20 protein-coding genes and 2 pseudogenes are annotated in these 23,478 nt (G+C 57.1%); 13 read left to right on the top strand and 9 right to left on the bottom strand.

Features of this window, described 5'->3' with window-relative positions; all coding sequences use genetic code 11:
- Positions 1 to 23 precede the first annotated feature (23 nt).
- Positions 24 to 1,331, top strand: coding sequence for a rhodanese-like domain-containing protein (locus MKleb_RS15955; RefSeq protein WP_163586090.1), 1,308 nt, complete (start codon positions 24 to 26; stop codon positions 1,329 to 1,331).
- A 140-nt stretch (positions 1,332 to 1,471) separates the two neighbouring features.
- Here the strand turns inward: MKleb_RS15955 and MKleb_RS15960 are convergent, their stop codons facing one another.
- On the bottom strand, positions 1,472 to 2,089 hold the full coding sequence (locus MKleb_RS15960; protein ID WP_014228968.1) for a CDP-alcohol phosphatidyltransferase family protein: 618 nt from the start codon (positions 2,087 to 2,089) through the stop codon (positions 1,472 to 1,474).
- 86 nt (positions 2,090 to 2,175) lie between these two features.
- Here MKleb_RS15960 and MKleb_RS15965 point away from each other — a divergent pair, with 86 nt between their 5' ends.
- Together MKleb_RS15965 and gdhA are read left to right on the top strand one after the other, a co-directional pair.
- Positions 2,176 to 2,586, top strand: coding sequence for a pyrimidine (deoxy)nucleoside triphosphate diphosphatase (locus MKleb_RS15965; RefSeq protein ID WP_009653472.1), 411 nt, complete (start codon positions 2,176 to 2,178; stop codon positions 2,584 to 2,586).
- Positions 2,587 to 2,768: 182 nt separating this feature from the next.
- The gene (gene gdhA / locus MKleb_RS15970) at positions 2,769 to 4,112 is read left to right on the top strand and encodes an NADP-specific glutamate dehydrogenase (protein WP_004850048.1); all 1,344 of its coding nucleotides are present in this window, start codon (positions 2,769 to 2,771) and stop codon (positions 4,110 to 4,112) included.
- Between the two features lie 95 nt (positions 4,113 to 4,207).
- On the opposite strand, the pseudogene MKleb_RS15975 reads toward gdhA, so the two are convergent.
- Positions 4,208 to 6,140, bottom strand: a pseudogene (locus MKleb_RS15975) (DNA topoisomerase III); the annotation flags it as partial.
- A 4-nt stretch (positions 6,141 to 6,144) separates the two neighbouring features.
- Positions 6,145 to 7,188: a selenide, water dikinase SelD gene (selD, locus tag MKleb_RS15980; RefSeq protein WP_014228965.1), complete on the bottom strand. Its 1,044-nt coding sequence runs from the start codon at positions 7,186 to 7,188 to the stop codon at positions 6,145 to 6,147.
- 227 nt (positions 7,189 to 7,415) lie between these two features.
- Between selD and phoC the strand changes: the two genes are divergently transcribed.
- Positions 7,416 to 8,162, top strand: coding sequence for an acid phosphatase PhoC (phoC, locus tag MKleb_RS15985; RefSeq protein WP_163586092.1), 747 nt, complete (start codon positions 7,416 to 7,418; stop codon positions 8,160 to 8,162).
- 231 nt (positions 8,163 to 8,393) lie between these two features.
- Here the strand turns inward: phoC and MKleb_RS15990 are convergent, their stop codons facing one another.
- Positions 8,394 to 8,945, bottom strand: coding sequence for an NAD(P)H nitroreductase (locus MKleb_RS15990; RefSeq protein ID WP_004121410.1), 552 nt, complete (start codon positions 8,943 to 8,945; stop codon positions 8,394 to 8,396).
- A gap of 166 nt (positions 8,946 to 9,111) precedes the next feature.
- Here MKleb_RS15990 and sppA point away from each other — a divergent pair, with 166 nt between their 5' ends.
- The 3 genes from sppA to pncA all read left to right on the top strand — a co-directional run bounded on the left by sppA (position 9,112) and on the right by pncA (position 12,728).
- Positions 9,112 to 10,965: a signal peptide peptidase SppA gene (gene sppA, locus MKleb_RS15995; protein ID WP_163586093.1), complete on the top strand. Its 1,854-nt coding sequence runs from the start codon at positions 9,112 to 9,114 to the stop codon at positions 10,963 to 10,965.
- 94 nt (positions 10,966 to 11,059) lie between these two features.
- Entirely contained in the window at positions 11,060 to 12,076 is a 1,017-nt protein-coding gene (gene ansA / locus MKleb_RS16000) for an asparaginase (RefSeq protein WP_163586094.1), read from the top strand.
- 10 nt (positions 12,077 to 12,086) lie between these two features.
- Positions 12,087 to 12,728: a bifunctional nicotinamidase/pyrazinamidase gene (gene pncA, locus MKleb_RS16005; protein ID WP_025106953.1), complete on the top strand. Its 642-nt coding sequence runs from the start codon at positions 12,087 to 12,089 to the stop codon at positions 12,726 to 12,728.
- 37 nt (positions 12,729 to 12,765) lie between these two features.
- On the opposite strand, the pseudogene MKleb_RS29940 reads toward pncA, so the two are convergent.
- Positions 12,766 to 12,843, bottom strand: a pseudogene (locus MKleb_RS29940) (hypothetical protein); the annotation flags it as partial.
- A gap of 251 nt (positions 12,844 to 13,094) precedes the next feature.
- Here MKleb_RS29940 and MKleb_RS16010 point away from each other — a divergent pair.
- Both MKleb_RS16010 and yajD read left to right on the top strand, forming a co-directional pair.
- On the top strand, positions 13,095 to 14,348 hold the full coding sequence (locus MKleb_RS16010; RefSeq protein ID WP_163586095.1) for a chitinase ChiD: 1,254 nt from the start codon (positions 13,095 to 13,097) through the stop codon (positions 14,346 to 14,348).
- A gap of 100 nt (positions 14,349 to 14,448) precedes the next feature.
- Complete coding sequence (gene yajD, locus MKleb_RS16015; protein ID WP_004138290.1) at positions 14,449 to 14,793, top strand: HNH nuclease YajD; 345 nt, start codon at positions 14,449 to 14,451, stop codon at positions 14,791 to 14,793.
- Between the two features lie 60 nt (positions 14,794 to 14,853).
- Here yajD and MKleb_RS16020 read toward each other — a convergent pair whose 3' ends face one another.
- Positions 14,854 to 15,129: a YeaC family protein gene (locus MKleb_RS16020; protein ID WP_004850031.1), complete on the bottom strand. Its 276-nt coding sequence runs from the start codon at positions 15,127 to 15,129 to the stop codon at positions 14,854 to 14,856.
- A 42-nt stretch (positions 15,130 to 15,171) separates the two neighbouring features.
- Positions 15,172 to 15,585 carry a peptide-methionine (R)-S-oxide reductase MsrB gene (gene msrB, locus MKleb_RS16025; RefSeq protein WP_004121465.1) on the bottom strand — a complete coding sequence of 138 codons (414 nt, stop codon included), beginning with the start codon at positions 15,583 to 15,585 and terminating at the stop codon, positions 15,172 to 15,174.
- 338 nt (positions 15,586 to 15,923) lie between these two features.
- On the opposite strand from msrB, the gene gapA reads away from it, so the two are divergent.
- Both gapA and MKleb_RS16035 read left to right on the top strand, forming a co-directional pair.
- Positions 15,924 to 16,919 carry a glyceraldehyde-3-phosphate dehydrogenase gene (gene gapA / locus MKleb_RS16030; protein ID WP_004138295.1) on the top strand — a complete coding sequence of 332 codons (996 nt, stop codon included), beginning with the start codon at positions 15,924 to 15,926 and terminating at the stop codon, positions 16,917 to 16,919.
- Between the two features lie 74 nt (positions 16,920 to 16,993).
- Positions 16,994 to 17,878, top strand: coding sequence for a D-hexose-6-phosphate mutarotase (locus MKleb_RS16035; RefSeq protein ID WP_014838178.1), 885 nt, complete (start codon positions 16,994 to 16,996; stop codon positions 17,876 to 17,878).
- Positions 17,879 to 17,976: 98 nt separating this feature from the next.
- On the opposite strand, the gene MKleb_RS16040 is transcribed toward MKleb_RS16035, so the two are convergent.
- Both MKleb_RS16040 and MKleb_RS16045 read right to left on the bottom strand, forming a co-directional pair.
- Positions 17,977 to 18,831 (bottom strand): aldo/keto reductase, encoded by an 855-nt coding sequence (locus MKleb_RS16040; RefSeq protein WP_049070251.1) that lies wholly within the window; start codon positions 18,829 to 18,831, stop codon positions 17,977 to 17,979.
- Positions 18,832 to 18,923: 92 nt separating this feature from the next.
- Positions 18,924 to 19,670, bottom strand: a complete 747-nt coding sequence (locus MKleb_RS16045) for a MipA/OmpV family protein (RefSeq protein ID WP_004850021.1) — start codon at positions 19,668 to 19,670, stop codon at positions 18,924 to 18,926.
- A 427-nt stretch (positions 19,671 to 20,097) separates the two neighbouring features.
- Between MKleb_RS16045 and yeaG the strand changes: the two genes are divergently transcribed.
- Together yeaG and MKleb_RS16055 are read left to right on the top strand one after the other, a co-directional pair.
- Complete coding sequence (gene yeaG, locus MKleb_RS16050) at positions 20,098 to 22,032, top strand: protein kinase YeaG (RefSeq protein ID WP_004121478.1); 1,935 nt, start codon at positions 20,098 to 20,100, stop codon at positions 22,030 to 22,032.
- A gap of 131 nt (positions 22,033 to 22,163) precedes the next feature.
- Positions 22,164 to 23,447 carry a YeaH/YhbH family protein gene (locus tag MKleb_RS16055; RefSeq protein WP_004138302.1) on the top strand — a complete coding sequence of 428 codons (1,284 nt, stop codon included), beginning with the start codon at positions 22,164 to 22,166 and terminating at the stop codon, positions 23,445 to 23,447.
- Positions 23,448 to 23,478 lie beyond the last annotated feature (31 nt).

A 23,478-nucleotide genomic window follows, 5' to 3' on the forward strand; every position in this document is an offset into this window, starting at 1 on the left:
ATTTTCTACTGCCGGGCATTTCGATGAAACGTGTTTCTCAATTGACCGCACTCGCCCTGCTGATGGGGCTTGCTGCTGCTTCCACCTCCGCCGCTGACACCATGCCAACGCTAATGCTTTCCACGCTGCAACAGCACAACGGCGTCGCTATTGATACGCGCCTTAGCGCTTTCTATAACGGTTGGCCGCAAGGCGCCAACGGCCCTCAGGGCCATGAACCGCAGGCGCTCAACCTCGCCGCCAGCTGGCTTGGCTCGCTAAACGATGAACAGCTGAGCGCCTGGGCTAAGCTGCACAATCTGCAGGCCTCTACGCCGATTGCGCTGTACGGCAACGCCGACGACAACGCAAAAGTCGCGGCACGTCTTAAGGCGGCAGGTTTCACTCACCTCAGCTCGCTCGGCGACGCCCTGAGCCAGGCGGATCGCCTGCAGAAGCTGCCGCATTTTGAACAGCTGGTGTATCCGCAGTGGCTGCACGACCTCCAGCAGGGTAAACAGGTCACCGCCGCGCCTGCCGGGCACTGGAAGGTGTTCGAGGCCGCCTGGGGCGCGCCGAAGTTTTATCTGCTGAGCCATATTCCGGGCGCCGGGTATATCGATACCAACGAGGTGGAGAGCGAGCCGCTATGGAATAAAGTCTCCGACGCGCAGCTTAAATCGATGCTGGCAAAACACGGTATTCGCCATGACACCACGGTGATTTTGTACGGTCGCGACGTGTATGCCGCCGCCCGCGTGGCGCAGATCATGCTCTACGCCGGGGTGAAGGATGTGCGCCTGCTCGACGGCGGCTGGAAAACCTGGTCCGACGCCGGGCTGCCGGTCGAGCGCGGAACGCCGCCGAAGCAGAAGCCCGAGCCGGAGTTCGGCGCGCCGATCCCGGGTCAGCCGCAGCTGATGCTCAATACCGAGCAGGCTCGCGCCCTGCTGCACCGTCAGGACGCCTCGCTGGTGAGCATTCGTTCCTGGCCGGAGTTTATCGGCACCACCAGCGGCTACAGCTATATCAAGCCGATGGGGGAGATTGCCGGGGCCCGCTGGGGCCATGCCGGAAGCGACTCCACCCATATGGAGGATTTCCATAATCCGGACGGCACCATGCGTAGCGCAGATGATATCGCCGCGATGTGGAAATCATGGAATATTCTGCCGAACCAGCAGGTCTCTTTTTACTGCGGTACCGGCTGGCGCGCCTCAGAAACCTTTATGTACGCCCGGGCGATGGGCTGGAACAACGTCTCGGTCTACGACGGCGGCTGGTACGAGTGGAGCAGCAACCCGAAAAACCCGGTCTCGCGCGGGGAACGCGGCCCGGAAAGCAGTATGTAATTCGCCTGTTGGCCATATGAACCGCCGGGAAGCCTCCTTCCCGGCGCATTTCCCGAAGACGGCGCTGACGCACCGGACCGCTGACGACTGTGGCCCCGTAGCCCGGCTAAGCGCAGCGCGAGCCGGGAAAAACCCGCCCATCAATCTCTTACCTGCTTCAGGGTAAGGTATCCGCTCCACACCCGCGTAAAGGTCGTCAGCCAGCACAGCGCGCCAAACATCCACGCCAGCCACGCAAACCACGCCGGAAACAGGCAGCTCAGCACAAATAGCGCGATAGTTTCCGTCCCTTCCGTCAGCCCGCCGAGATAATAAAACGATTTGTGGGCGTAGCCCGGATTATCGATTTGATGCTTAGCCGCCAGCGCGGCAAAGGCGAGAAAGCTGCTGCCGGTACCGATAAACGCGAACAGCAGCCAGCCGCCCGCCAGCGCGTTGTGCGCCGGATCGGCAAGAATAAAGCCAAACGGCACCAGGGCGTAAAACAGGAAATCGAGCGAAATATCGAGAAAACCGCCCGCATCGGTTAATCCGCGTCGCCGGGCCAGCGCGCCGTCCAGGCCATCCAGCAGTCGGTTGAGCACGATCGCCGCCAGCGCCGCCGGATACCAGCCCAGGGCTAAAAACGGCAGCGCCAGCACGCCAATCGCAAAGCCAAAGAGCGTCAGGCCATCGGGAGAGATAGCCGGACGATCCAGCAGGGCGGCGGCGGCGTTGAGGACAGGTTTCAGGCGGGGATGCAAATGACGGTCAAGCACAAAGTCTCTCCAGCGAATTCAGGGTTGTTTGACGGGGACAAGGACGGTGATAATAGGCCATTATCCCGTACAGAACGATGATTCACATGCTAAAAACCCTTGATGTTGTTGCCGCCATTATCGAACGCAACGGGCAAATTCTGCTGGCGCAGCGGCCGCCCCACGCGGATCAGCCGGGAATGTGGGAGCTGGCCGGCGGTAAAGTCGAACCCGGCGAAACCCAGGCCCAGGCGCTGGCGCGTGAGCTCCAGGAGGAGCTGGCGATCGACGCCCGGCCGGAATGCTACATCGCCAGCCACCAGCGCGAAGTGTCCGCCCGCCTGATACATCTTCACGCCTGGTGGGTTCCGCATTTTAACGGCGAACCTATCGCCCGCTACCACAGCCAGCTGCGCTGGTGTTCACCGCAGGAGGCGTTAACCTTCCCTCTTGCGCCAGCCGATATTCCCCTGCTCGAAGCCTTTATCGCCCAGCGCGCCGCTCTCCATTCCCGCTAATTTTATCGGGTGGTTGTCATCGTTTTTGATTATGACCACCGCCTGATTATAAATTTTGCTTTCTGAACAATTTTTCCTTGCTTAACTAACGATTTCCGATGGTATAGTCGGAAAATCGGCTTTTTCAAGGGCCGAATCATAATAAATAGACGCAACCACAACCATAAGGGGAACTTATATCTATGGATCAGACGTGCACTCTGGAAGGTTTTCTCGCCCGCGTTCAACAGCGCGATCCAAATCAAACTGAATTTGCTCAGGCGGTCCGCGAGGTGATGACCACCCTGTGGCCATTCCTTGAGGAAAATCCGCGCTATCGTCAGATGAATTTGCTGGAACGTCTGGTTGAACCGGAGCGTGCTATCCAGTTCCGCGTCGTTTGGGTTGATGACCGCAATCAGGTTCAGGTTAACCGCGCCTGGCGCGTGCAGTTCAACTCCGCCATCGGCCCGTATAAGGGCGGTATGCGTTTTCATCCCTCTGTAAACCTGTCGATTCTGAAATTCCTCGGCTTTGAACAAACCTTCAAAAACGCCCTGACCACCCTGCCTATGGGCGGCGGTAAAGGCGGCAGCGACTTCGATCCTAAAGGAAAAAGCGATGGCGAAGTGATGCGTTTCTGCCAGTCGCTGATGACTGAGCTGTATCGCCACCTCGGTCCGGATACCGACGTGCCGGCCGGTGATATCGGCGTGGGCGGTCGTGAAGTGGGCTTTATGGCCGGAATGATGCGTAAGCTCTCCAACAACAGCGCCTGCGTCTTCACCGGTAAAGGCCTCTCCTTCGGCGGCAGCCTGATTCGTCCGGAAGCCACCGGTTACGGACTGATTTACTTCACCGAAGCGATGCTTAAGCGCCACGGTTTGGGCTTTGAAGGGGCTCGCGTCGCGGTGTCCGGGTCGGGCAACGTGGCGCAGTACGCGATTGAGAAAGCCATGGAGCTCGGGGCGCGGGTGATTACGGCTTCCGACTCCAACGGTACCGTGGTTGACGAATCTGGCTTCACCAAAGAAAAACTGGCGCGCCTGATCGACATTAAAGAGCGCTGCCACGGCCGCGTGGCGGATTACGCGCGCGAGTTCGGCCTGACCTACCTTGAAGGCAAGCAGCCGTGGTCCGTGCCGGTGGATATCGCTCTGCCGTGCGCCACGCAGAACGAGCTGGACGTCGACGCTGCCCGCCAGCTGATTGCCAACGGCGTGAAGGCCGTCGCGGAAGGCGCCAACATGCCAACCACTATCGCGGCGACCGATCTGTTCCTCGAAGCGGGCGTGCTGTTCGCGCCGGGTAAAGCGGCCAACGCCGGCGGCGTCGCCACTTCAGGACTGGAAATGGCGCAGAACGCCGCGCGCATGGGCTGGAAAGCGGAGAAAGTGGATGCCCGTCTGCACCATATCATGCTGGATATCCACCACGCCTGCGTTGAATACGGCGGTGAAGCGAAGCAGACCAACTACGTACGCGGCGCGAATATCGCCGGTTTCGTGAAGGTTGCTGACGCTATGCTGGCGCAGGGTGTTATTTAAGTCCATTCGCTGAATGAACCCCTGTATATGGGTTCGGAGCATAATTGAAAAACCCCGGTTTCCCGGGGTTTTTTATTGCGGGCTTTCCGCCGCAGGGCCGGCGGCGCTTTTTTTATCTTTCGCTTTGGCTCTGCCTTTTCCCTTGCTAAAGCTCTTCTTGCCGTCGCCCGGGGCCACAATTCCGCGGAAGCGGCGTACCGGCGTGCTCCTGGCCTGGTCGATAAGCTGGAACAGGGTACCGACCAGCGGCTGCATAAAGTCCTGATAGCGGCACTGTTTCTCGCTGATTTGCGTCAGAATCGATTCCCAGTGGGCGGTCATATCCGGGCGCGTCGCCATTTCAGGCAAAGAGTGGAACAGCGCCTTCCCGGCGTCGGTGGAGTGGATATAGCGCCCTTTCTTGGTTAAGAAGCCGCGTTTGAACAACAGTTCGATAATCCCGGCGCGGGTTGCCTCCGTACCGAGGCCGTCCGTTGCGCGCAGGATTTTCTTCAGGTCTTTATCCTGCACAAAGCGGGCAATACCGGTCATCGCCGATAGCAGCGTCGCATCGGTAAAATGACGCGGCGGCTGGGTCTGACGCTCCACCACTTCGCCTTTTTCGCACAGCAGCTCGTCATCCTTTGCCACCACCGGCAGCGGCATGCCGTCGTTCTCTTCATCGCGCTCTTTATTGCCCAGCAGGGTTCGCCAGCCCGCTTCTGCCAGAAAACGCGCTTTGGCAACGAACTTGCCGTTGGCGATATCGAGATCGATCTGGCATTTGCGGAACACCGCATCCGGGCAGAACTGCATCAGATACTGGCGGGCAACCAGGCCGTAAACCTTTTCTTCGTTGTCGCTGAGTTTAACCTGCGAACTGCGGGCGGTCGGAATAATCGCGTGGTGGGCATCGACCTTTTTATCGTCCCAGCAGCGGTTACGGATCTCCGGATCCACCACCGGCTGCGGCAGCAGATCCGCCGCGTGCACGCCGATCGCGTTCAGCACCGCATGGCGCCCGGCAAAATGCTCCTCCGGCAGGTAGCGGCTATCCGAACGCGGATAGGTAATCAGCTTATGGGTTTCGTACAGCTTCTGGCAGATATCAAGCACGTTCTGCGCGCTAAAGCCGAAGCGCTTCGCGGCTTCAATCTGCAGCGCAGAGAGGGAGAACGGCAGCGGCGCTGGCTCAGAGTCCCGCTTATCGTTATAAGCGGTGACCGTCGCCGGCTGCCCCTCAATGCGCTTGACGACGTGCTCGGCAAGCGAGCGATGCAGCAGTCGTCCCTCTTCATCCTGGTACGGTTCGCAGGCCTCGCTGGGCACCCAGGTAGCGACAAAACGCTCATCCTTGGGGGTAACAATATGCGCCTTGACGTCGAAGAAGTCTTTAGCGACGAAGTTTTCAATCTCTTCATCGCGGCGTACCACCAGGCCAAGCACCGGCGTTTGCACGCGCCCGACCGAGAGTACCCCCTGGTAACCCGCGTTACGGCCAAGGATGGTGTACGCGCGGGTCATATTGATCCCGTATAGCCAGTCGGCGCGGGCGCGGGCCAGCGCGGAGACGCACAGCGGAACAAATTCGCTGTTGGCGCGCAGGCGGTTAATCGCCCGCTCCACCGCCTGCGGGTTAAGATCGTTAATCAGGCAGCGCTGCACCTGCTGACGCTTTTCCGGCGCCAGCTGCAGGTAGTCAAGTACCTCATCCACCAGCAGCTGCCCCTCTCTGTCCGGGTCACCCGCATGAATGACTTCCTGCGCATCGCCGAGCAGACGCTTAATCACGTTAAGCTGTTTGGTCACCGACGGTTTAGGCTGGAGCTGCCACTTTTCCGGCACGATAGGCAAGTCGAGCAGGTTCCAGCGCGCATAGCGCGCATCGTAGACGTCGGGCTGGGCCTGCTCCAGCAGGTGGCCAATGCACCACGTGACCACCTGCCCGTTACCGCACTCAATGTAGCCGTCGCCTTTGCGATGCGGTTTTGGCAGCACATCGGCGATGGCGCGACCGAGACTCGGTTTTTCTGCAATAAACAGCCGCATGAAATCAACGGATCTCGATCATGGGGCGTCCGCCGCGGGCGGTAACCAGCTCGCCGATAGCGGTAAGCGTGATACCAAACTCAGCGGCCGCAGCCTGCACCTCAGCCTCGGCCTCCGGCGTTACCGCCAGCAGCAGACCGCCGGAGGTTTGCGGATCGCACAGCAGATCGCGCCACGCTGGCGGCATGTCGCCCATCAAATGGCCGTAGCTGGCAAAGTTACGCCCGGTACCGCCCGGCACCGCGCCCGCCGCGATGTAGGCTTCGACGCCGGGCAATTTCGGGATATCCGCATAGGTAAGCTGCGCCTGTACGCCCGCGCCGCGGCACACTTCGCTCAGGTGGCCCAGAAGCCCGAAGCCGGTGACGTCGGTCATCGCTTTCACGCCGTCGATATTAGCAAACGCCGAGCCAACGAGATTCATCTGACACATGGTTTCCGTCGCCAGCCCCTGGTGCTCAGGCTTCAGCAGCGACTTTTTCTCCGCGGTGGTCAGCACGCCAATACCCAGCGGTTTAGTGAGATACAGCTTGCAGCCGGCCTGCGCGGTGCTGTTTTTCTTCACCCGCTCGGTCGGGACGACGCCGGTCACGGCAAGCCCGAAGATGGGTTCCGGAGCGTCAATGGAGTGGCCGCCGGCAAGCGCGATCCCCGCCTGCTGGCAGGCAAAGCGCCCGCCCTCAACCACCTGACGGGCAATTTCCGGCGCCAGGGTATTGATGGGCCAGCCGAGAATAGCGATCGCCATAATCGGCTTACCGCCCATGGCGAAAATATCGCTGATGGCGTTGGTCGCCGCAATGCGCCCAAAGTCGAACGGGTTGTCGACGATCGGCATAAAAAAATCGGTAGTACTGACGATCGACGTGCCGTTACCGAGATCGTAGACCGCGGCATCATCGCTGGTTTCGTTGCCCACCAGCAGATTCGGGTCGATAAATTTAGCCTGGTCGCTTTGCAGGATAGTTTCCAGCACCTTAGGGGAAATTTTACACCCGCAACCGGCTCCGTGGCTGTATTGCGTTAAACGAATGGCTTGCTCGCTCATGGACATCTCCTGTCATTGCAATCCCGATATGGTAGCGCCCAAATGGCGGAGTGGTAAGTGCGACAGTCCGAAATCGCGTATGGTTGCTCATTAAGCAGACAAAAAACCGATTTTGCGATGCGGCCCCGCTTTTTCAACGTGATTTTACCCTTTACTAAAAAATGACAGAAATATGACAAGCATAAATTCTGTTTTCTCTGGACATATAACAACGTAAGGAAGTTTTCATGAAAAAGCGTGTTCTCGCCGTTTGCCTGGCCAGTCTCTTCTCCCTTAACGCTTTCGCCCTGGTTCCCGCCGGTAACGACGTCACCACAAAACCCGATCTCTACTACCTGACCAACGCCCAGGCCATCGACAGCCTGACGCTGCTGCCGCCGCCGCCGGAAGTGGGCAGTATCGCGTTTTTAAACGATGAGGCGATGTATGAGAAAGGCCGTCTGCTGCGCGGCACCGAGCGCGGTAAGCTGGCGGTTGAAGACGCCAACCTGAGCGGCGGCGGCGTCGCCAACGCCTTCTCCGGCGCCTTCGGCTCGCCCATTACCGCCAAAGATGCGCCGGAGCTGCACAAGCTGCTCACCAACATGATTGAAGATGCCGGCGACCTGGCGACGCGAGGAGCGAAGGAGAAGTACATGCGCATTCGCCCATTTGCGTTTTATGGCGTCGCCACCTGTAACACCAAGGAACAGGATACGCTGTCGAAAAACGGCTCCTACCCCTCCGGCCACACCTCTATCGGCTGGGCCACCGCGCTGGTACTGGCTGAGATTAATCCCCAGCGGCAAAATGAAATCCTTAAGCGCGGCTTTGAGCTCGGCGAGAGCCGGGTGATCTGCGGCTATCACTGGCAGAGCGACGTAGACGCGGCGCGTATCGTCGGTTCGGCGGTCGTCGCCACGCTGCATACCAATCCGGCCTTCCAGCAGCAGCTTCAGAAAGCGAAAGACGAATTCGCGAAGCGACAGAAGTAACATCGTCGCCGTTGAATGCCCCGAGGCGGCGTCTGAAACGCCTTGTCTGGGCGAAGGGTTCCCAGCCGTCCGCGGTTTGATAGCCCGGACAGGTGCGCCAGCACCGCCTCCGGGAAAGGTGTCAAGTCTGATAGACTGCCCCTGCTTCCACCCGGCTCGCGCTGCGCTTAGCCGGGCTACTCCCCCGGAGGAGCCGGTGAGCCGGGCCCGCCCGGCATAACGAGAACGGACTCAGAAGCGCGTCACGAACGGCGCGGTATCCGGCAAAGCGATGGTGGTTGACGCTTTGAGCTGCGGGGTCCCCAGATAGAGAAAGCCCACGATCTTATCCTGCTCGCGGCAGGCAAACCCTTCGCGTACAACCGGGCTTTCGGTTAACGCGCCGCTGCGCCAGATGCCGTTAAACCCCTGCGCCACGGCCGCCATCTGCATGGCCATCACCGCACAGCCCGCCGACATCTCTTGCTCCCACTTTGGCACCTTCGGATGATCTTCACAGCGCGCCACCACCGCAATGATCAGCGGCGCGCGAAACGGCGCGCTGCGCGCTTTTTCAATCGCTTTTTCATCTCCCCCTGCCGCTACCGCGCCTTTTTCCAGCAGCTGGCTGAAGCGCTCGCGCCCTTCATCGGCAATAATGAAGAAGCGCCACGGCTGCAGCGTCCCGTGGTCCGGCGCGCGCAGGCCAGCGCGAAGGATGTTTTCCAGCTGTTCGCCCGCCGGAGCCGGGTCGGTCAGACGTGAAGCGCTGCGGCGATTAACCAGTAGTTCGAGAGCATCCATCTGTATAACTCCTGTGATGTGATTTTTCATAAAATTAACATGCGCAAGGATTTTGTTACAGCCCAACGGGTGATTCCTGCTGACAACCGACGGCACTCTCATTAGGATAGCCAGACGCGGCAGCCCCTGCGGCTCGCCCATTTTTGATTATGGTTAGGGAGAATACATGCGAACTCTTTGGCGACTGCTCGCCGGATTTTTTAAATGGACATGGCGCGTGCTCAATTTCATTCGCCAGCTCGCACTGAACGTGGTTTTCCTGGTGCTGGTGCTGGCCTGCGTCGGCATCTGGGCCCAGTTCAGCAGTACAACGACAGAGCACGCTACCCGCGGCGCGCTGCTGCTGGATATCACCGGCGTGGTGGTCGATAAACCCTCGGCCAGCAGCAAGCTTGGCGTGATTGGCCGCCAGCTGTTTGGCGCCAGTTCCGATCGCCTGCAGGAAAACTCGCTGTTCGACATTGTGCAGACAATTCGCCAGGCGAAAGACGACCGCAATATCACCGGTATCGTGCTGGATCTGAAGGACTTTGCCGGCGGCGATCAGCCGTCGATGCAGTATATCGGTAAAGCGCTGCGCGAATTCCGCGATAGCGGCAAGCCGGTATATGCCATCGGCAGCAGCTACAGCCAGGGTCAGTACTATCTGGCCAGCTTCGCCAATAAGATCTGGCTCTCGCCGCAGGGCGAAGTGGACCTGCACGGCTTCGCGACCAACGGCCTGTACTACAAATCGCTGCTCGACAAGCTCAAAGTGTCGACCCACGTTTTCCGCGTCGGCACCTACAAGTCAGCGGTAGAGCCGTTTATCCGCGATGATATGTCCCCGGCGGCGCGCGAGGCGGACAGCCGCTGGATTGGCGAGCTGTGGCAAAACTACCTCAATACCATTGCCGCCAACCGCCAGATCACCGCTCAGCAGCTGTTCCCCGGCGCTCAGGGCGTGATTGACGGCCTGCGTAAAGTCGATGGCGATACGGCACAATACGCGCTGGATAACAAGCTGGTTGATGCGCTGGGCACCTCTACCGAGGTGGAAAAAGCGCTGACTAAACAGTTTGGCTGGAGTAAAGAGGACAACAACTACAGCGCAATCAGCTACTACGATTACACGCTGAAAACGCCTGCCGACCTGGGTTCCGCAATAGCGGTTATCTTTGCTAACGGCGCGATTATGGATGGCGAAGAAACGCCGGGTAACGTCGGCGGCGACACTACCGCCGCGCAGATCCGCGACGCGCGCCTCGATCCGAAAGTGAAAGCGATCGTGCTGCGGGTTAACAGCCCGGGCGGCAGCGTCAGCGCCTCCGAGATGATTCGCGAAGAGCTGGCTGCGGCAAAAGCGGCCGGTAAACCGGTGGTGGTCTCAATGGGCGGCATGGCAGCCTCCGGCGGCTACTGGATCTCCACCCCGGCGGATTATATCGTCGCCAACCCCAGCACCCTTACCGGCTCTATCGGTATCTTTGGGGTGATCAATACCGTCGAAGATACCCTCGGCTCAATTGGCGTCCATACCGACGGCGTGGCCACCTCGCCGCTGGCTGATGTCTCAACCACCAAAGCGCTGCCTCCGGAAGTGCAACAGCTGATGCAGCTCAGCATCGAAAACGGCTACAAGCGTTTTATCACCCTGGTGGCGAACGCGCGTAAGAGCACGCCGGAGAAAATTGACCAAATCGCTCAGGGCCACGTCTGGACCGGTGAAGATGCAAAAGCGAACGGCCTGGTCGATAGCCTTGGCGACTTTGACGACGCGGTGGCAAAAGCCGCCGAGCTGGCGAAGCTGAAACAGTGGCATATCAACTACTATCAGGAAGAACCGACCTTCTTTTCGATGGTGGTGGATAGCCTGACGGGTTCCGTTCGCGCGGCGCTGCCGGCAGCGGTCCAGGCGTATCTGCCCGCACCGGTCGCCGCGGCGGCCAATGCGGTGAAAACCGAGAGCGATAAGCTGGCGGCATTCAACGATCCGCAGAACCGCTACGCGTTCTGCTTAACCTGCGCCAATATTCGTTAATCCTCTGCCGCCCCATCCCGTGGGGCGGCATTTACTTTATTTTTTCTTCCGCCCCTCTATACTGCGCCTGTCTACGTTTAACCTAAGCGATGCTATGCAGAAGAAATCTATTTACGTTGCCTATACCGGCGGCACCATTGGTATGCAGCGTTCTGAACACGGCTATATCCCCGTTTCCGGCCATTTACAGCGCCAGCTGGCGTTGATGCCCGAGTTTCACCGCCCGGAGATGCCGGACTTCACCATTCATGAATACGCCCCGTTAATGGACTCTTCCGATATGACGCCGGAAGACTGGCAGCATATCGCCGACGATATTCGCGACCATTATGACCAGTACGATGGTTTCGTGATCCTCCACGGCACGGACACCATGGCGTTTACCGCCTCGGCGCTCTCCTTCATGCTGGAGAATCTGGGAAAACCGGTCATTGTGACAGGGTCACAAATCCCGCTTGCCGAACTGCGCTCTGATGGCCAGATTAACCTGCTCAACGCGCTGTACGTCGCCGCCAACTATCCGATTAACGAAGTGTCGCTGTTCTTCAATAATCGCCTCTACCGCGGCAACCGCACGACGAAGGCCCATGCCGACGGCTTTAACGCCTTCGCCTCGCCCAACCTGGCGCCGCTGCTGGAAGCCGGTATCCATATTCGCCGGCTCGGCACGCCTCCCGCGCCGCACGGCAGCGGCGAGCTGGTGGTTCACCCTATCACGCCGCAGCCGATTGGCGTGGTGACGATTTATCCCGGCATTTCCGCCGACGTGGTGCGCAACTTCCTGCGCCAGCCGGTCAAAGCGCTGATCCTGCGCTCCTATGGCGTCGGTAACGCGCCGCAGAACGGCGAGTTTATTCAGGTCCTGGCCGAAGCCAGCCAGCGCGGTATCGTGGTGATTAATTTGACCCAGTGTATGTCCGGCAAGGTCAACATGGGCGGCTACGCCACCGGCAACGCGCTGGCGCAGGCTGGCGTGATTAGCGGATTTGATATGACCGTCGAGGCCACGCTGACCAAGCTACACTATTTGCTGAGCCAGGATCTGGGCGTGGCGGCTATCCGTCACGCCATGCAGGAGAATCTGCGCGGCGAACTGACACCCGATGAGTAAGGAGAAGCACATGACCCAGCGCGCGCTGCTACTGGTCGATTTACAAAATGATTTCTGCGCCGGCGGCGCGCTAGCCGTCCCGCAGGGCGACAGCACGGTGGACGTCGCCAACCAGCTTATCGCCTGGAGCACGGCGCGGGGCGAAACGGTGGTTGCCAGCCAGGACTGGCACCCGGCGAACCACGGCAGCTTTGCCAGTCAGCATCAGGTCGAACCCTATACCCAGGGCGAGCTTGATGGCCTGGCGCAGACGTTCTGGCCGGATCACTGCGTGCAGAATAGCGAAGGCGCGGCGCTGCATCCGCTGCTCAAACAGCAGGCTATTGCCGCCGTGTTCCACAAAGGGGAAAATCCGGCCATTGACAGCTACAGCGCCTTTTTCGACAACGGCCACCGGCAGAAAACGCAGCTCGATGCATGGCTGCGCGAGCGCGGCATCAGCGAGCTAACGGTGCTGGGGCTCGCCACCGACTACTGCGTCAAGTTTACCGTGCTTGACGCCCTCAATCTGGGCTACACCGTCAACGTGATTACCGACGGCTGCCGCGGGGTGAATATTCAGCCGCAGGATAGCAATCTGGCGTTTATGGAGATGGCCGCCGCGGGCGCAACTCTCTATACCCTTGACGACTGGCTGGAAACCCACGCATAAAATACGCCGACAGGCATTGTCCTGTCGGCGTGTTATCTCAGGCCAGAGCGGAAATCTCTTCCAGCGACGCGTTGCGCGTTTCGATGCCAAAACAAAACAGAATCAGCGCGCAAAGCGCCGCATCACGCCTGGATGATAAAGCCCCTAATCGGGTCATTGTTAGTCTCATTTTGCGTCATGGTCTGCATCCTGGCGTTTACTCCGAAGTGAACCTCATCGCACTACCGCTTCGCTAATGCAGCCGTGAACCGCTTCGCATTTTTGCGCAGCGGAAGATGCTAGGCTGCACGAGCTGTTTTTTTCGCCACGCCATTTCCGTGGCGTGTTTGCTTTTCAATGTCACTTTTAAGTCAAAGAGGATCCGCTATGAAACTTTTGCCTTTACTGGCAGCTTTACCCCTGCTCTGCGCAAGCGTTGTTTCCGCTAACTCACTGATGTCCGTCGGCTACTTTAACGGCGGCGGCGACGTCACTGCCGGTCCAGGCGGCGATATTGATAAACTGGACGTACGCCAGATTACCCATCTCAACTACTCGTTTGGTCTGGTTTACAACGATGAAAAAGACGAAACCAACGCCGCCCTGAAAGATCCAGGCAAGCTGCATCAAATTTGGCTGTCGCCGAAAGTGCAGGCTGATTTACAGAAAATCCCCAGCTTGCGCCAGCAGAACCCGAACCTGAAAGTCTTGCTTTCCGTAGGCGGCTGGGGAGCGCGCGGATTCTCCGGCGCGGCGGCGACGAAGGAAACCCGGGCGGTGTTTATTCAGTCGGCGCAGGCGATTATTGAAAAATACGGTCTCGATGGGATCGATCTGGACTGGGAGTATCCGGTCAACGGCGCGTGGGGGCTGGTCGCCAGCCAACCGGCCGATCGCGATAATTTTACCGCCCTGCTGAAAGAGCTGCGCGCGGCGGTCGGTAATAAAAAACTGGTGACCATCGCCGTAGGCGCCAACGCGGAGAGCCCAAAAAGCTGGGTGGACGTCAAAGCCATTGCGCCATCGCTCGACTACATCAACCTGATGACCTACGACCTGGCCTACGGTACCCAATACTTCAATTCCAACCTGTATGATTCAACCCGCTGGCCGACGGTCGCCGAAGCGGATAAGTACAGCGCGGACTTTATAGTGAACAACTACCTTGCCGCCGGTCTAAAGCCGAGCCAGATGAACCTGGGGATTGGTTTCTATGGCCGGATACCCAAACGCGCCGTCGAGCCGGGTATTGACTGGAGCAAGCCGGACGCGCAGAAAAACCCGGCCACCCGCCCCTACTTTGCGGCTCAACAGATTGAGCTGTTCGAATCGCTGGGCGTCGATCTGACCAAAGATACCTATGTGAAATATAACGATATCGTGGCGAAGTTAATCAACGATCCGCAGAAGCGCTTTACTCAGCATTGGGATGATGAAGCGAAGGTACCGTGGCTGTCGGTGCAGTCCGCCGACGGTCAAGCCCTCTTTGCGCTTTCGTATGAGAACCCGCGCTCGGTGGCCATCAAGGCTGACTACATCAAGAGCAAGGGGCTGGGTGGCGCGATGTTCTGGGAGTACGGCGCCGATGACCAGAATCAGTTAGCGAAACAGCTGGCCGAGTCATTGGGGATCAAACGCTGATCTGCGCGGTGTCAGCGCCAGCACAATAGGTTATGATAACCCCATTCCGCTGCGCCGGCTCCGGCGCAGCTTTTCATTTGCAACAAAAGGCATGGGTATTATGGCTTATATCCCGAAAAACTACGCCCGTCTGGAAGTCGGTTACCGCGAAAAAGCGCTGAAGCTCTTCCCCTGGGTCTGCGGACGCTGCTCGCGAGAGTTTGTCTATTCAAACCTGCGTGAACTGACGGTACACCATATTGACCACGACCACTCCAATAACCCGGAAGATGGTAGCAACTGGGAGATGCTGTGCCTGTACTGTCACGATCATGAGCACTCAAAATACACCGAAGCCGATCTGTATGGCTCGACGGTGGTCGCTGGCGAAGATGCGCAGAAAAGCGTCGGCGAAGCGAAATATAACCCCTTCGCCGATCTTAAAGCGATGATGAACAAGAAGTAACGTTGTGATGCCTCAGAGCCCGGCGCGCAGTTAGCCGGGCTGACGCAGGCCTTTTCAGTCTCAGGATTTAAAGGTCGCGATAGGCTGCGGCGTAATGCCGAAGTCAACTTTCAGCTGCTGTTTACTCTTCATCACCATCTGCCCGTTGGTATCGATGGTCATATGCTGCGCGTCAACGTTGTATCGCGCCTGCCAGAGCATCACCAGCTGCAGACAGTTCTCTTTCTGTTCGTCAGTCAACGCCACGCCGTCCGGCCATTTACCCAGCTCAACCGCCGTCGCCAGGCGCTGATAAACTTCCGGCGTCATACCGTCAATAATCCGCTCAATTTCCATCTTCCGCCAACCCCGTTTGGAATAATTTGCTGAATCGTTTTTTCAACCCTTAATTTGCTCACCGTTTTCATCATTGGTGAAGCTTAATGAGGCCGAATTAACACAAAAACGCTCTCCGGTGGGCTGTGGACCATCCGGGAATACGTGCCCAAGGTGAGCATCGCAGTTTCCGCAGCGAATTTCCGTGCGCTGCATACCGTGGGAGTAATCATTAAGGTAGCGGATAGCGTCATCGCTGACGGGCTCATAAAAGCTTGGCCAGCCGCAGCCGGAATCATACTTGGTTTGCGAGTGAAACAGCGCGGCATCGCACACCAGGCAGTGGTAGACGCCATCGCGTTTGTTGTGGAGCAACCGCCCGGTGAACGGCGGTTCAGTACCGTGATTCTGCGTCACGTAAAACTGCATCTCGCTCAAATTTTTTTTGAGCTCGTCCGAAGAGGGTTTATTCGACATTGGCTTGCTTCTCGCTGTGAAAGGACAACTTTTCACGTCAATTCTAACAAAATATTAACAATGAAGCGTGCACTTTTGTTCTAAACTTAGGCGACGCCAAAAGGCAGCCACACAATTGTGATGAATATCACATTTTTATCTTCAGTGACCTTTAAAATTCCGGGCGCAGCCCCCATATGGAATTGGGCTCAAAGGGAAAGTGGGATAAATCGACCGCGCAAAGGCATGCTCTGGATTGATTTGTCGCAATGATTGACACGATTCCGCTTGACGCTGCGTAAGGTTTTTGTAATTTTACAGGCAACCTTTTATTCACTAACAAATAGCTGGTGGAATATATGACTATCAAAGTAGGTATCAACGGTTTTGGCCGTATCGGTCGCATTGTTTTCCGTGCTGCTCAGGAACGTTCTGACATCGAGATCGTTGCAATCAACGACCTGTTAGACGCTGACTACATGGCTTACATGCTGAAGTATGACTCCACTCACGGCCGTTTCAACGGTACCGTTGAAGTGAAAGACGGTCATCTGATCGTTAACGGTAAAAAAATCCGTGTTACCGCTGAGCGTGACCCGGCTAACCTGAAGTGGGACGAAGTGGGTGTTGACGTTGTTGCTGAAGCAACCGGTATCTTCCTGACCGACGAAACCGCTCGTAAACACATCACCGCTGGCGCGAAAAAAGTCGTACTGACTGGCCCGTCCAAAGACAACACTCCGATGTTTGTTAAAGGCGCTAACTTTGACAAATACGAAGGCCAGGACATCGTTTCCAACGCATCCTGCACCACCAACTGCCTGGCTCCGCTTGCAAAAGTTATCAACGACAACTTCGGCATCATCGAAGGTCTGATGACTACCGTTCACGCAACCACCGCGACTCAGAAAACCGTTGATGGCCCGTCTCACAAAGACTGGCGCGGCGGCCGCGGCGCAGCTCAGAACATCATCCCGTCCTCTACCGGCGCTGCTAAAGCTGTAGGTAAAGTTCTGCCAGAACTGAATGGCAAACTGACCGGTATGGCGTTCCGCGTTCCGACTCCGAACGTATCCGTTGTTGACCTGACCGTTCGTCTGGAAAAAGCTGCTTCTTATGAAGAAATTAAGAAAGCAATCAAAGCTGCTTCCGAAGGCGCAATGAAAGGCGTTCTGGGCTACACCGAAGACGACGTGGTATCCACCGATTTCAACGGTGAAATCTGCACTTCCGTATTTGACGCCAAAGCGGGTATCGCTCTGAACGACAACTTTGTGAAACTGGTTTCCTGGTACGATAACGAAACTGGTTACTCCAACAAGGTTCTGGACCTGATTGCTCACATCTCCAAATAAGTTGAGATGAGACAGTAATCTGTAAGAGCGACTTCGGTCGCTCTTTTTTTTGTCTGAAGATAAAGGATTGCGTAATGATTAATAAAATTTTTGCCCTCCCGGTTATCGAACAGCTTACCCCTGTACTTTCCCGCCGCCAGCTTGATGACCTGGAGCTGATCGTCGTTGACCATCCGCAGGTGAAAGCGTCCGTGGCTTTCCAGGGCGCTCACCTGCTCTCCTGGAAGCCCGCTGGCGAAGAAGAAGTCCTGTGGCTCAGCGGCAACACTCCATTTAAAAACGGCGTTGCCCTGCGCGGCGGCGTGCCGATTTGCTGGCCGTGGTTTGGTCCTTCTGCTCAGCAGGGCCTGCCCTCCCACGGCTTCGCCCGCAACCTGCCGTGGGCCCTGAAAGGGCACGATGAAGACGACAACGGCGTGGTGCTGACCTTTGCACTGAAAAGCAGCGACGCCACCCGCCAGTACTGGCCGCACGAGTTCACCCTGCTGGCGCGCTTTAAGCTGGGCAAAACCTGCGAAATTGAGCTGGAGGCGCACGGCGAATTTGAAACCACGTCAGCCCTGCATACCTATTTCAACGTCGGCGACATTGCGGCAGTGAAGGTCAGCGGTCTGGGCGACCGTTATATTGATAAAGTGAAAAATGCGGAAGAAGGCGTATTAAGCAACGGCACAGAGACTTTTCCCGATCGTACCGACCGCGTCTATCTGAATGCCGAAACCTGCAGCGTGATTCATGACGATGCGCTGAACCGCAACATCGACGTTACGCATCATCACAACAGCAACGTAGTGGCCTGGAACCCGGGCCCGGCGCTTTCCGTCAGCATGGGCGACATGCCGGATGATGGTTACAAGACCTTCGTTTGTGTAGAAACCTGCTGCGTGACCGAAACGCAGAAGGCCAGCGAAGAGAAACCTTCGCGCCTGACGCAAACCCTTCGCGTGGTGAAACGCTAACGCCAGGAAGGTTGGCCCACGGGTTAACCGCGTGTGCGCCACATCTGCCGAATGACGGCTGAAGCCCCGCGAAGTCGGGGCTTTTCTTTAACGCTTGTTCAGACCATATCCAGCGGCGTTTTTCTGGCCGGCGCCGGGTAGGCGTTATCCAGAAGCGCAAGCTCCTCATCGTTCAGCACAATATCCAGCACCGCGGCATTTTGCCTGACATGCTCAATGCTTGACGCTTTCGGGATCGCCATTACGCCCCGGTGGCTTATCACCCACGCCAGCAGAATCTGCGCCGCGGTTACGCCCCGCTCCTGCGCAATATTTTTCACAACGGTATGATTTAAAAGTCCATTGCGCAGTCGACCGGCCTGAGCCAGCGGACAATATGCCATCACCGGCAGCCGCTGCTGCTGGCACCACGGCAGCAGGTCATGTTCAATACCGCGTGAGGCCAGATGGTAGAGCACCTGATTGGTCGCGCACTGTTCGCCGCCGTCCGCCTGCCAGAGTTCCTGCATATCATCGTAATCGAGGTTTGATACGCCCCAGCGGCGAATTTTTCCCTGCGCAACGAGCGCGTCCATGCCAGCAACCGTCTCCTGCAATGAATAGTCCCCGCGCCAGTGCAGCAGGTAGAGATCCAGATAGTCGGTATTGAGGCGGCGCAGGCTCTCCTCGCAGGCGCTGGCTATTTTGCGACCGCCAGCGTTCCACGGATAGACTTTAGACACCAGCACCACGCGCTCGCGCTGCCCGCGAATGGCCTCGCCGACAACCTCTTCGGCGCCGCCGTCGGCGTACATTTCCGCCGTATCGATCACCGTCAGGCCAAGATCGATGCCCGCGCGTAGTGCAGCAGACTCCTGCGCGCGCAGAGCCGGGTTTTCGCCCATGAACCAGGTCCCCTGCCCTATGAGCGGAACCGCTGAATGCTCGCCAAAACGGATTGTCCTTTCTGCCATGACATGCTCCTGTGTTTGATTGCACCACCGTAATGCAAAACAGGGCTTTACGCCCTGTTTTGATGCACAAATTGCACTGTAATAATGCACTATCAGAAGGAGTAAGTGATCCCGGTTGAAATCAGCCCGCTCCAGGATTTGTCCACCATCGGACTATCGGTAATTTCGTCAGACAGGCGGGTATAGCGCGCCACGCCGTATACGCTCCAGTCGCCGAGGAAACGATAGTTAGCCGACAGCTCGAGGTACGGGTTCCAGCTGCTGTCCGGATCGTAGCTGCGCATGCCGCTGCGATTCGATTCATGCTTCGAAACACCGTAGTAGTACTCGTTCTGGTTGTCGCTGTTCCACTCCACGCCAATACCCGGCGTAAGCGTCAGGTTGCCGTTGGTATAGCGATACAGCCAGGCCAGATCCCACACGATACCGTTGCTGTTATCGAGGGTGTCCCCCGACAGCGCGGTGCGCAGGAAACCGTACTGCGTATAGTGTTCGTAGGAAAGCCCTGCCATCACCGTGGACTTACGTTTATCCAGACGGCGCATCTGCTCGCTATCGCTGTCGCCTGGCTTAAAGTACATCGGCGACCAGTAGGCGGTCACGGAGAGCTTATCGTTGGTATCATTCCACAGGTAGAGGCCACCGCCCAGGCCGCGGAACCAGAAGTTATCGCTCTCGTAATTAATCACCGGCACCGGGTAAACATCAGCATCATATTGCTTGTACGGATGTTCAACGACGCCTACACCCGCCCCTAAAGTGAACTTCCCTTCAGCGTGTACGGCGGATGCTGAAGTCGCAATCAACACACCAAGTGCCAGAAGTTTGATTTTAGTCACGATCCATATTCCTGTTGTCAAATTATTAGCGCAGGCAGTTTAACGTTGTATACGTCATGCCTCAAATTCTTTACCAGTCATTACACTGAATTCACCAGATTCTCATCATCAGATGACCACCCGCTGACAGCTGAATGACAGCGTCATGACGCGGCGAAACCCAAGGTGCGAATGAGACGCTGCTTTTCCGGATGAGTTGTTGATAAGTCATTGAAATTGATTTTCTGCGCCATGCAAGTTTTCCAAATGCATCTACGCTTTAATTTAGAAGAAGTAAATGCGGGGCACGTTATCCCGAGACTTCGGCAACCTGGCATAAGGGTTGCTGGAGATTCAGAGAGCGCTGTGCAGCTTACCTCTTCCGGGGGCTCCCACTATTCATATGAACGGCTCTCAACCTGTGCTAAAAACGAAAGGACGGCATGCCATGAATATATTCGATCACTATCGCCAGCGCTATGAAGCTGCCAAGGACGAAGAGTTCACACTGCAGGAGTTTCTTACCATCTGTCGGCAAGATCGCAGTGCTTATGCTAACGCAGCAGAAAGATTGCTGATGGCCATCGGTGAGCCGGTCATGGTCGATACGGCCCTCGAACCCAGGCTATCCCGTCTCTTTTCAAACCGGGTCGTCGCGCGCTACCCGGCCTTTGAAGAGTTTTACGGTATGGAAGATGCCATCGAGCAAATTGTTTCTTACTTAAAACACGCCGCTCAGGGGCTGGAAGAGAAGAAACAGATTCTGTATCTGCTGGGCCCCGTGGGCGGCGGTAAATCATCGCTTGCCGAACGCCTGAAGTCCTTGATGCAGCGCGTCCCTATCTATGTGCTCAGCGCAAACGGTGAGCGCAGCCCGGTCAACGACCATCCGCTGTGTCTGTTTAACCCGCAGGAGGATGCGCAAATCCTCGAAAAAGAGTACGGCATTCCAAACCGCTATCTGGGGACGATTATGTCGCCGTGGGCGGCCAAGCGTCTGCATGAATTCGGCGGCGACATCACGAAATTCCGCGTGGTGAAAGTGTGGCCGTCAATCCTGGCGCAGATTGCCATCGCCAAAACCGAGCCCGGTGACGAAAACAACCAGGACATCTCGGCGCTGGTCGGTAAAGTCGATATCCGTAAACTGGAACACTACGCGCAGAATGACCCGGATGCCTACGGCTACTCCGGCGCTCTGTGCCGCGCCAACCAGGGGCTGATGGAGTTCGTCGAGATGTTTAAAGCGCCTATCAAGGTGCTGCATCCGCTGCTGACCGCGACGCAGGAAGGCAACTATAACGGTACCGAAGGGATCTCCGCCCTGCCGTTCAACGGGATTATCCTCGCCCACTCCAACGAATCGGAATGGGTGACCTTCCGTAATAACAAAAACAATGAGGCCTTCCTCGACCGCGTGTATATCGTCAAGGTGCCTTATTGCCTGCGTATCTCGGAAGAGATCCGTATCTATGAAAAACTGCTTAACAACAGCGAGCTGACCCATGCGCCGTGCGCGCCGGGCACGCTGGAAACGCTGTCGCGCTTCTCCATTCTGTCGCGCCTGAAAGAGCCGGAAAACTCGAGTATTTATTCAAAAATGCGCGTCTATGACGGCGAAAGCCTGAAAGACACCGACCCGAAAGCGAAATCCTATCAGGAGTATCGCGATTATGCCGGCGTTGATGAAGGGATGAACGGCCTGTCTACCCGCTTCGCGTTCAAAATCCTGTCGCGGGTATTTAACTTTGACCATGCCGAAGTCGCCGCCAACCCGGTGCATCTGTTCTACGTCCTCGAGCAGCAGATCGAGCGCGAGCAGTTCCCGCAGGAGCAGTCAGAGCGTTACCTTGAGTTCCTCAAAGGCTATCTGATCCCGAAATACGCCGAGTTTATCGGGAAAGAGATCCAGACCGCCTACCTTGAATCCTACTCGGAGTACGGGCAGAACATTTTTGACCGTTATGTCACCTACGCTGACTTCTGGATTCAGGATCAGGAGTATCGCGACCCGGATACCGGCCAGCTGTTTGACCGCGAGTCGCTGAATGCGGAACTGGAGAAAATCGAGAAGCCCGCCGGGATCAGCAACCCGAAAGACTTCCGTAATGAAATAGTCAACTTCGTGCTGCGCGCCAGAGCGCACAACAGCGGGCGTAATCCAAACTGGACCAGCTACGAGAAACTGCGCACGGTTATCGAGAAGAAAATGTTCTCCAATACCGAAGAGCTGTTGCCGGTGATTTCCTTCAACACCAAAACGTCAACCGATGAGCAGAAAAAACACGATGACTTTGTCGACCGCATGATGGAGAAAGGCTATACCCGCAAGCAGGTTCGCCTGCTGTGCGAATGGTATCTGCGGGTACGTAAATCATCCTGATAGACCAGCCCGGCAGGCAGCGGCTGCCGGGCTAATAATAACTGCGAAGACCCAATGACATTCAGCGCCAGGCATATTTCGGCGCCTGAATGGCCGGGGCATAAGTTGGCAAATGCAGTACAGGAGGGCATATGACCTGGTTCATAGACCGACGCCTGAACGGGAAAAATAAAAGCGCCGTCAACCGGCAGCGCTTTCTGCGCCGCTATAAAGCGCAGATAAAACAGTCGATCTCCGAGGCCATAAACAAGCGCTCGGTAACCGATATTCAGAGCGGAGAGTCCGTCTCCATCCCAACGGACGATATTAACGAACCGATGTTTCATCAGGGGCGCGGCGGCCTGCGCAATCGCGTACACCCGGGTAACGATCACTTCGTACAGAATGACCGCATTGAGCGCCCTCAGGGCGGCGGAGGCGGTGGAGGCAGCGGTCAGGGCCAGGCCAGCGCCGACGGCGAAGGCCAGGATGAGTTTGTTTTTCAGATTTCGAAAGACGAATATCTCGATCTGCTCTTTGAAGATCTCGCCCTGCCGAACCTGAAGAAAAACCAGCAGCGTCAGTTGACGGAGTATAAAACCCATCGCGCGGGCTATACCGCTAACGGTGTGCCCGCTAACATCAGCGTCGTTCGCTCGCTGCAAAACTCGCTGGCGCGCCGCACGGCGATGACCGCCGGTAAACGCCGGGAACTGCACGCGCTGGAAGAAGACCTGGACACCATTAGCAAAAGCGAACCGGCGCAGCTGCTGGAAGAGGAGCGGCTGCGTAAAGAGATAGCCGAACTGCGGGCGAAAATTGACCGCGTGCCGTTCATTGACACTTTCGATCTGCGTTACAAGAACTACGAAAAACGGCCAGAACCGTCAAGTCAGGCGGTGATGTTCTGCCTGATGGACGTTTCCGGCTCCATGGACCAGGCGACAAAGGACATGGCAAAACGCTTTTACATCCTGCTGTATCTGTTCCTCAGCCGGACCTATAAAAACGTTGATGTGGTTTATATCCGCCACCATACGCAGGCGAAAGAGGTCGACGAACACGAATTCTTCTATTCGCAAGAAACCGGCGGCACCATTGTCTCCAGCGCCCTGAAGCTGATGGATGAAGTGGTCAAAGAGCGCTATGACCCGGCGCAGTGGAATATCTACGCCGCGCAGGCTTCGGATGGCGATAACTGGGCGGACGATTCACCGCTGTGTCACGAACTGCTGGCGAAGAAAATCCTGCCCGTGGTGCGCTACTATAGCTATATCGAGATAACCCGGCGCGCGCACCAGACGCTGTGGCGGGAATATGAACACCTGCAGTCAACCTTCGAAAACTTTGCTATGCAGCATATTCGCGACCCGGAAGATATTTATCCGGTGTTCCGTGAACTGTTTCATAAGCAAACCTCAAAAGCGGACGGTTAAGCCTTTCCGGACAGCCAGCACAGACGCTGGC

It is taken from the genome of Klebsiella sp. PL-2018, from assembly GCF_019048985.1.
In the GTDB taxonomy this organism is placed as follows: domain Bacteria; phylum Pseudomonadota; class Gammaproteobacteria; order Enterobacterales; family Enterobacteriaceae; genus Klebsiella; species Klebsiella michiganensis.

Excerpts from the sequence above, each read along its gene's own strand:
- MKleb_RS15955 (WP_163586090.1), top strand. The coding sequence starts at position 24 with ATGAAACGTGTTTCTCAATTGACCGCACTCGCCCTGCTGATGGGGCTT.
- MKleb_RS15965 (WP_009653472.1), top strand. The coding sequence starts at position 2,176 with ATGCTAAAAACCCTTGATGTTGTTGCCGCCATTATCGAACGCAACGGG.
- gdhA (WP_004850048.1), top strand. The coding sequence starts at position 2,769 with ATGGATCAGACGTGCACTCTGGAAGGTTTTCTCGCCCGCGTTCAACAG.
- selD (WP_014228965.1), bottom strand. The coding sequence starts at position 7,188 with ATGAGCGAGCAAGCCATTCGTTTAACGCAATACAGCCACGGAGCCGGT.
- phoC (WP_163586092.1), top strand. The coding sequence starts at position 7,416 with ATGAAAAAGCGTGTTCTCGCCGTTTGCCTGGCCAGTCTCTTCTCCCTT.
- MKleb_RS15990 (WP_004121410.1), bottom strand. The coding sequence starts at position 8,945 with ATGGATGCTCTCGAACTACTGGTTAATCGCCGCAGCGCTTCACGTCTG.
- sppA (WP_163586093.1), top strand. The coding sequence starts at position 9,112 with ATGCGAACTCTTTGGCGACTGCTCGCCGGATTTTTTAAATGGACATGG.
- ansA (WP_163586094.1), top strand. The coding sequence starts at position 11,060 with ATGCAGAAGAAATCTATTTACGTTGCCTATACCGGCGGCACCATTGGT.
- pncA (WP_025106953.1), top strand. The coding sequence starts at position 12,087 with ATGACCCAGCGCGCGCTGCTACTGGTCGATTTACAAAATGATTTCTGC.
- MKleb_RS16010 (WP_163586095.1), top strand. The coding sequence starts at position 13,095 with ATGAAACTTTTGCCTTTACTGGCAGCTTTACCCCTGCTCTGCGCAAGC.
- yajD (WP_004138290.1), top strand. The coding sequence starts at position 14,449 with ATGGCTTATATCCCGAAAAACTACGCCCGTCTGGAAGTCGGTTACCGC.
- MKleb_RS16020 (WP_004850031.1), bottom strand. The coding sequence starts at position 15,129 with ATGGAAATTGAGCGGATTATTGACGGTATGACGCCGGAAGTTTATCAG.
- msrB (WP_004121465.1), bottom strand. The coding sequence starts at position 15,585 with ATGTCGAATAAACCCTCTTCGGACGAGCTCAAAAAAAATTTGAGCGAG.
- gapA (WP_004138295.1), top strand. The coding sequence starts at position 15,924 with ATGACTATCAAAGTAGGTATCAACGGTTTTGGCCGTATCGGTCGCATT.
- MKleb_RS16035 (WP_014838178.1), top strand. The coding sequence starts at position 16,994 with ATGATTAATAAAATTTTTGCCCTCCCGGTTATCGAACAGCTTACCCCT.
- MKleb_RS16040 (WP_049070251.1), bottom strand. The coding sequence starts at position 18,831 with ATGGCAGAAAGGACAATCCGTTTTGGCGAGCATTCAGCGGTTCCGCTC.
- yeaG (WP_004121478.1), top strand. The coding sequence starts at position 20,098 with ATGAATATATTCGATCACTATCGCCAGCGCTATGAAGCTGCCAAGGAC.
- MKleb_RS16055 (WP_004138302.1), top strand. The coding sequence starts at position 22,164 with ATGACCTGGTTCATAGACCGACGCCTGAACGGGAAAAATAAAAGCGCC.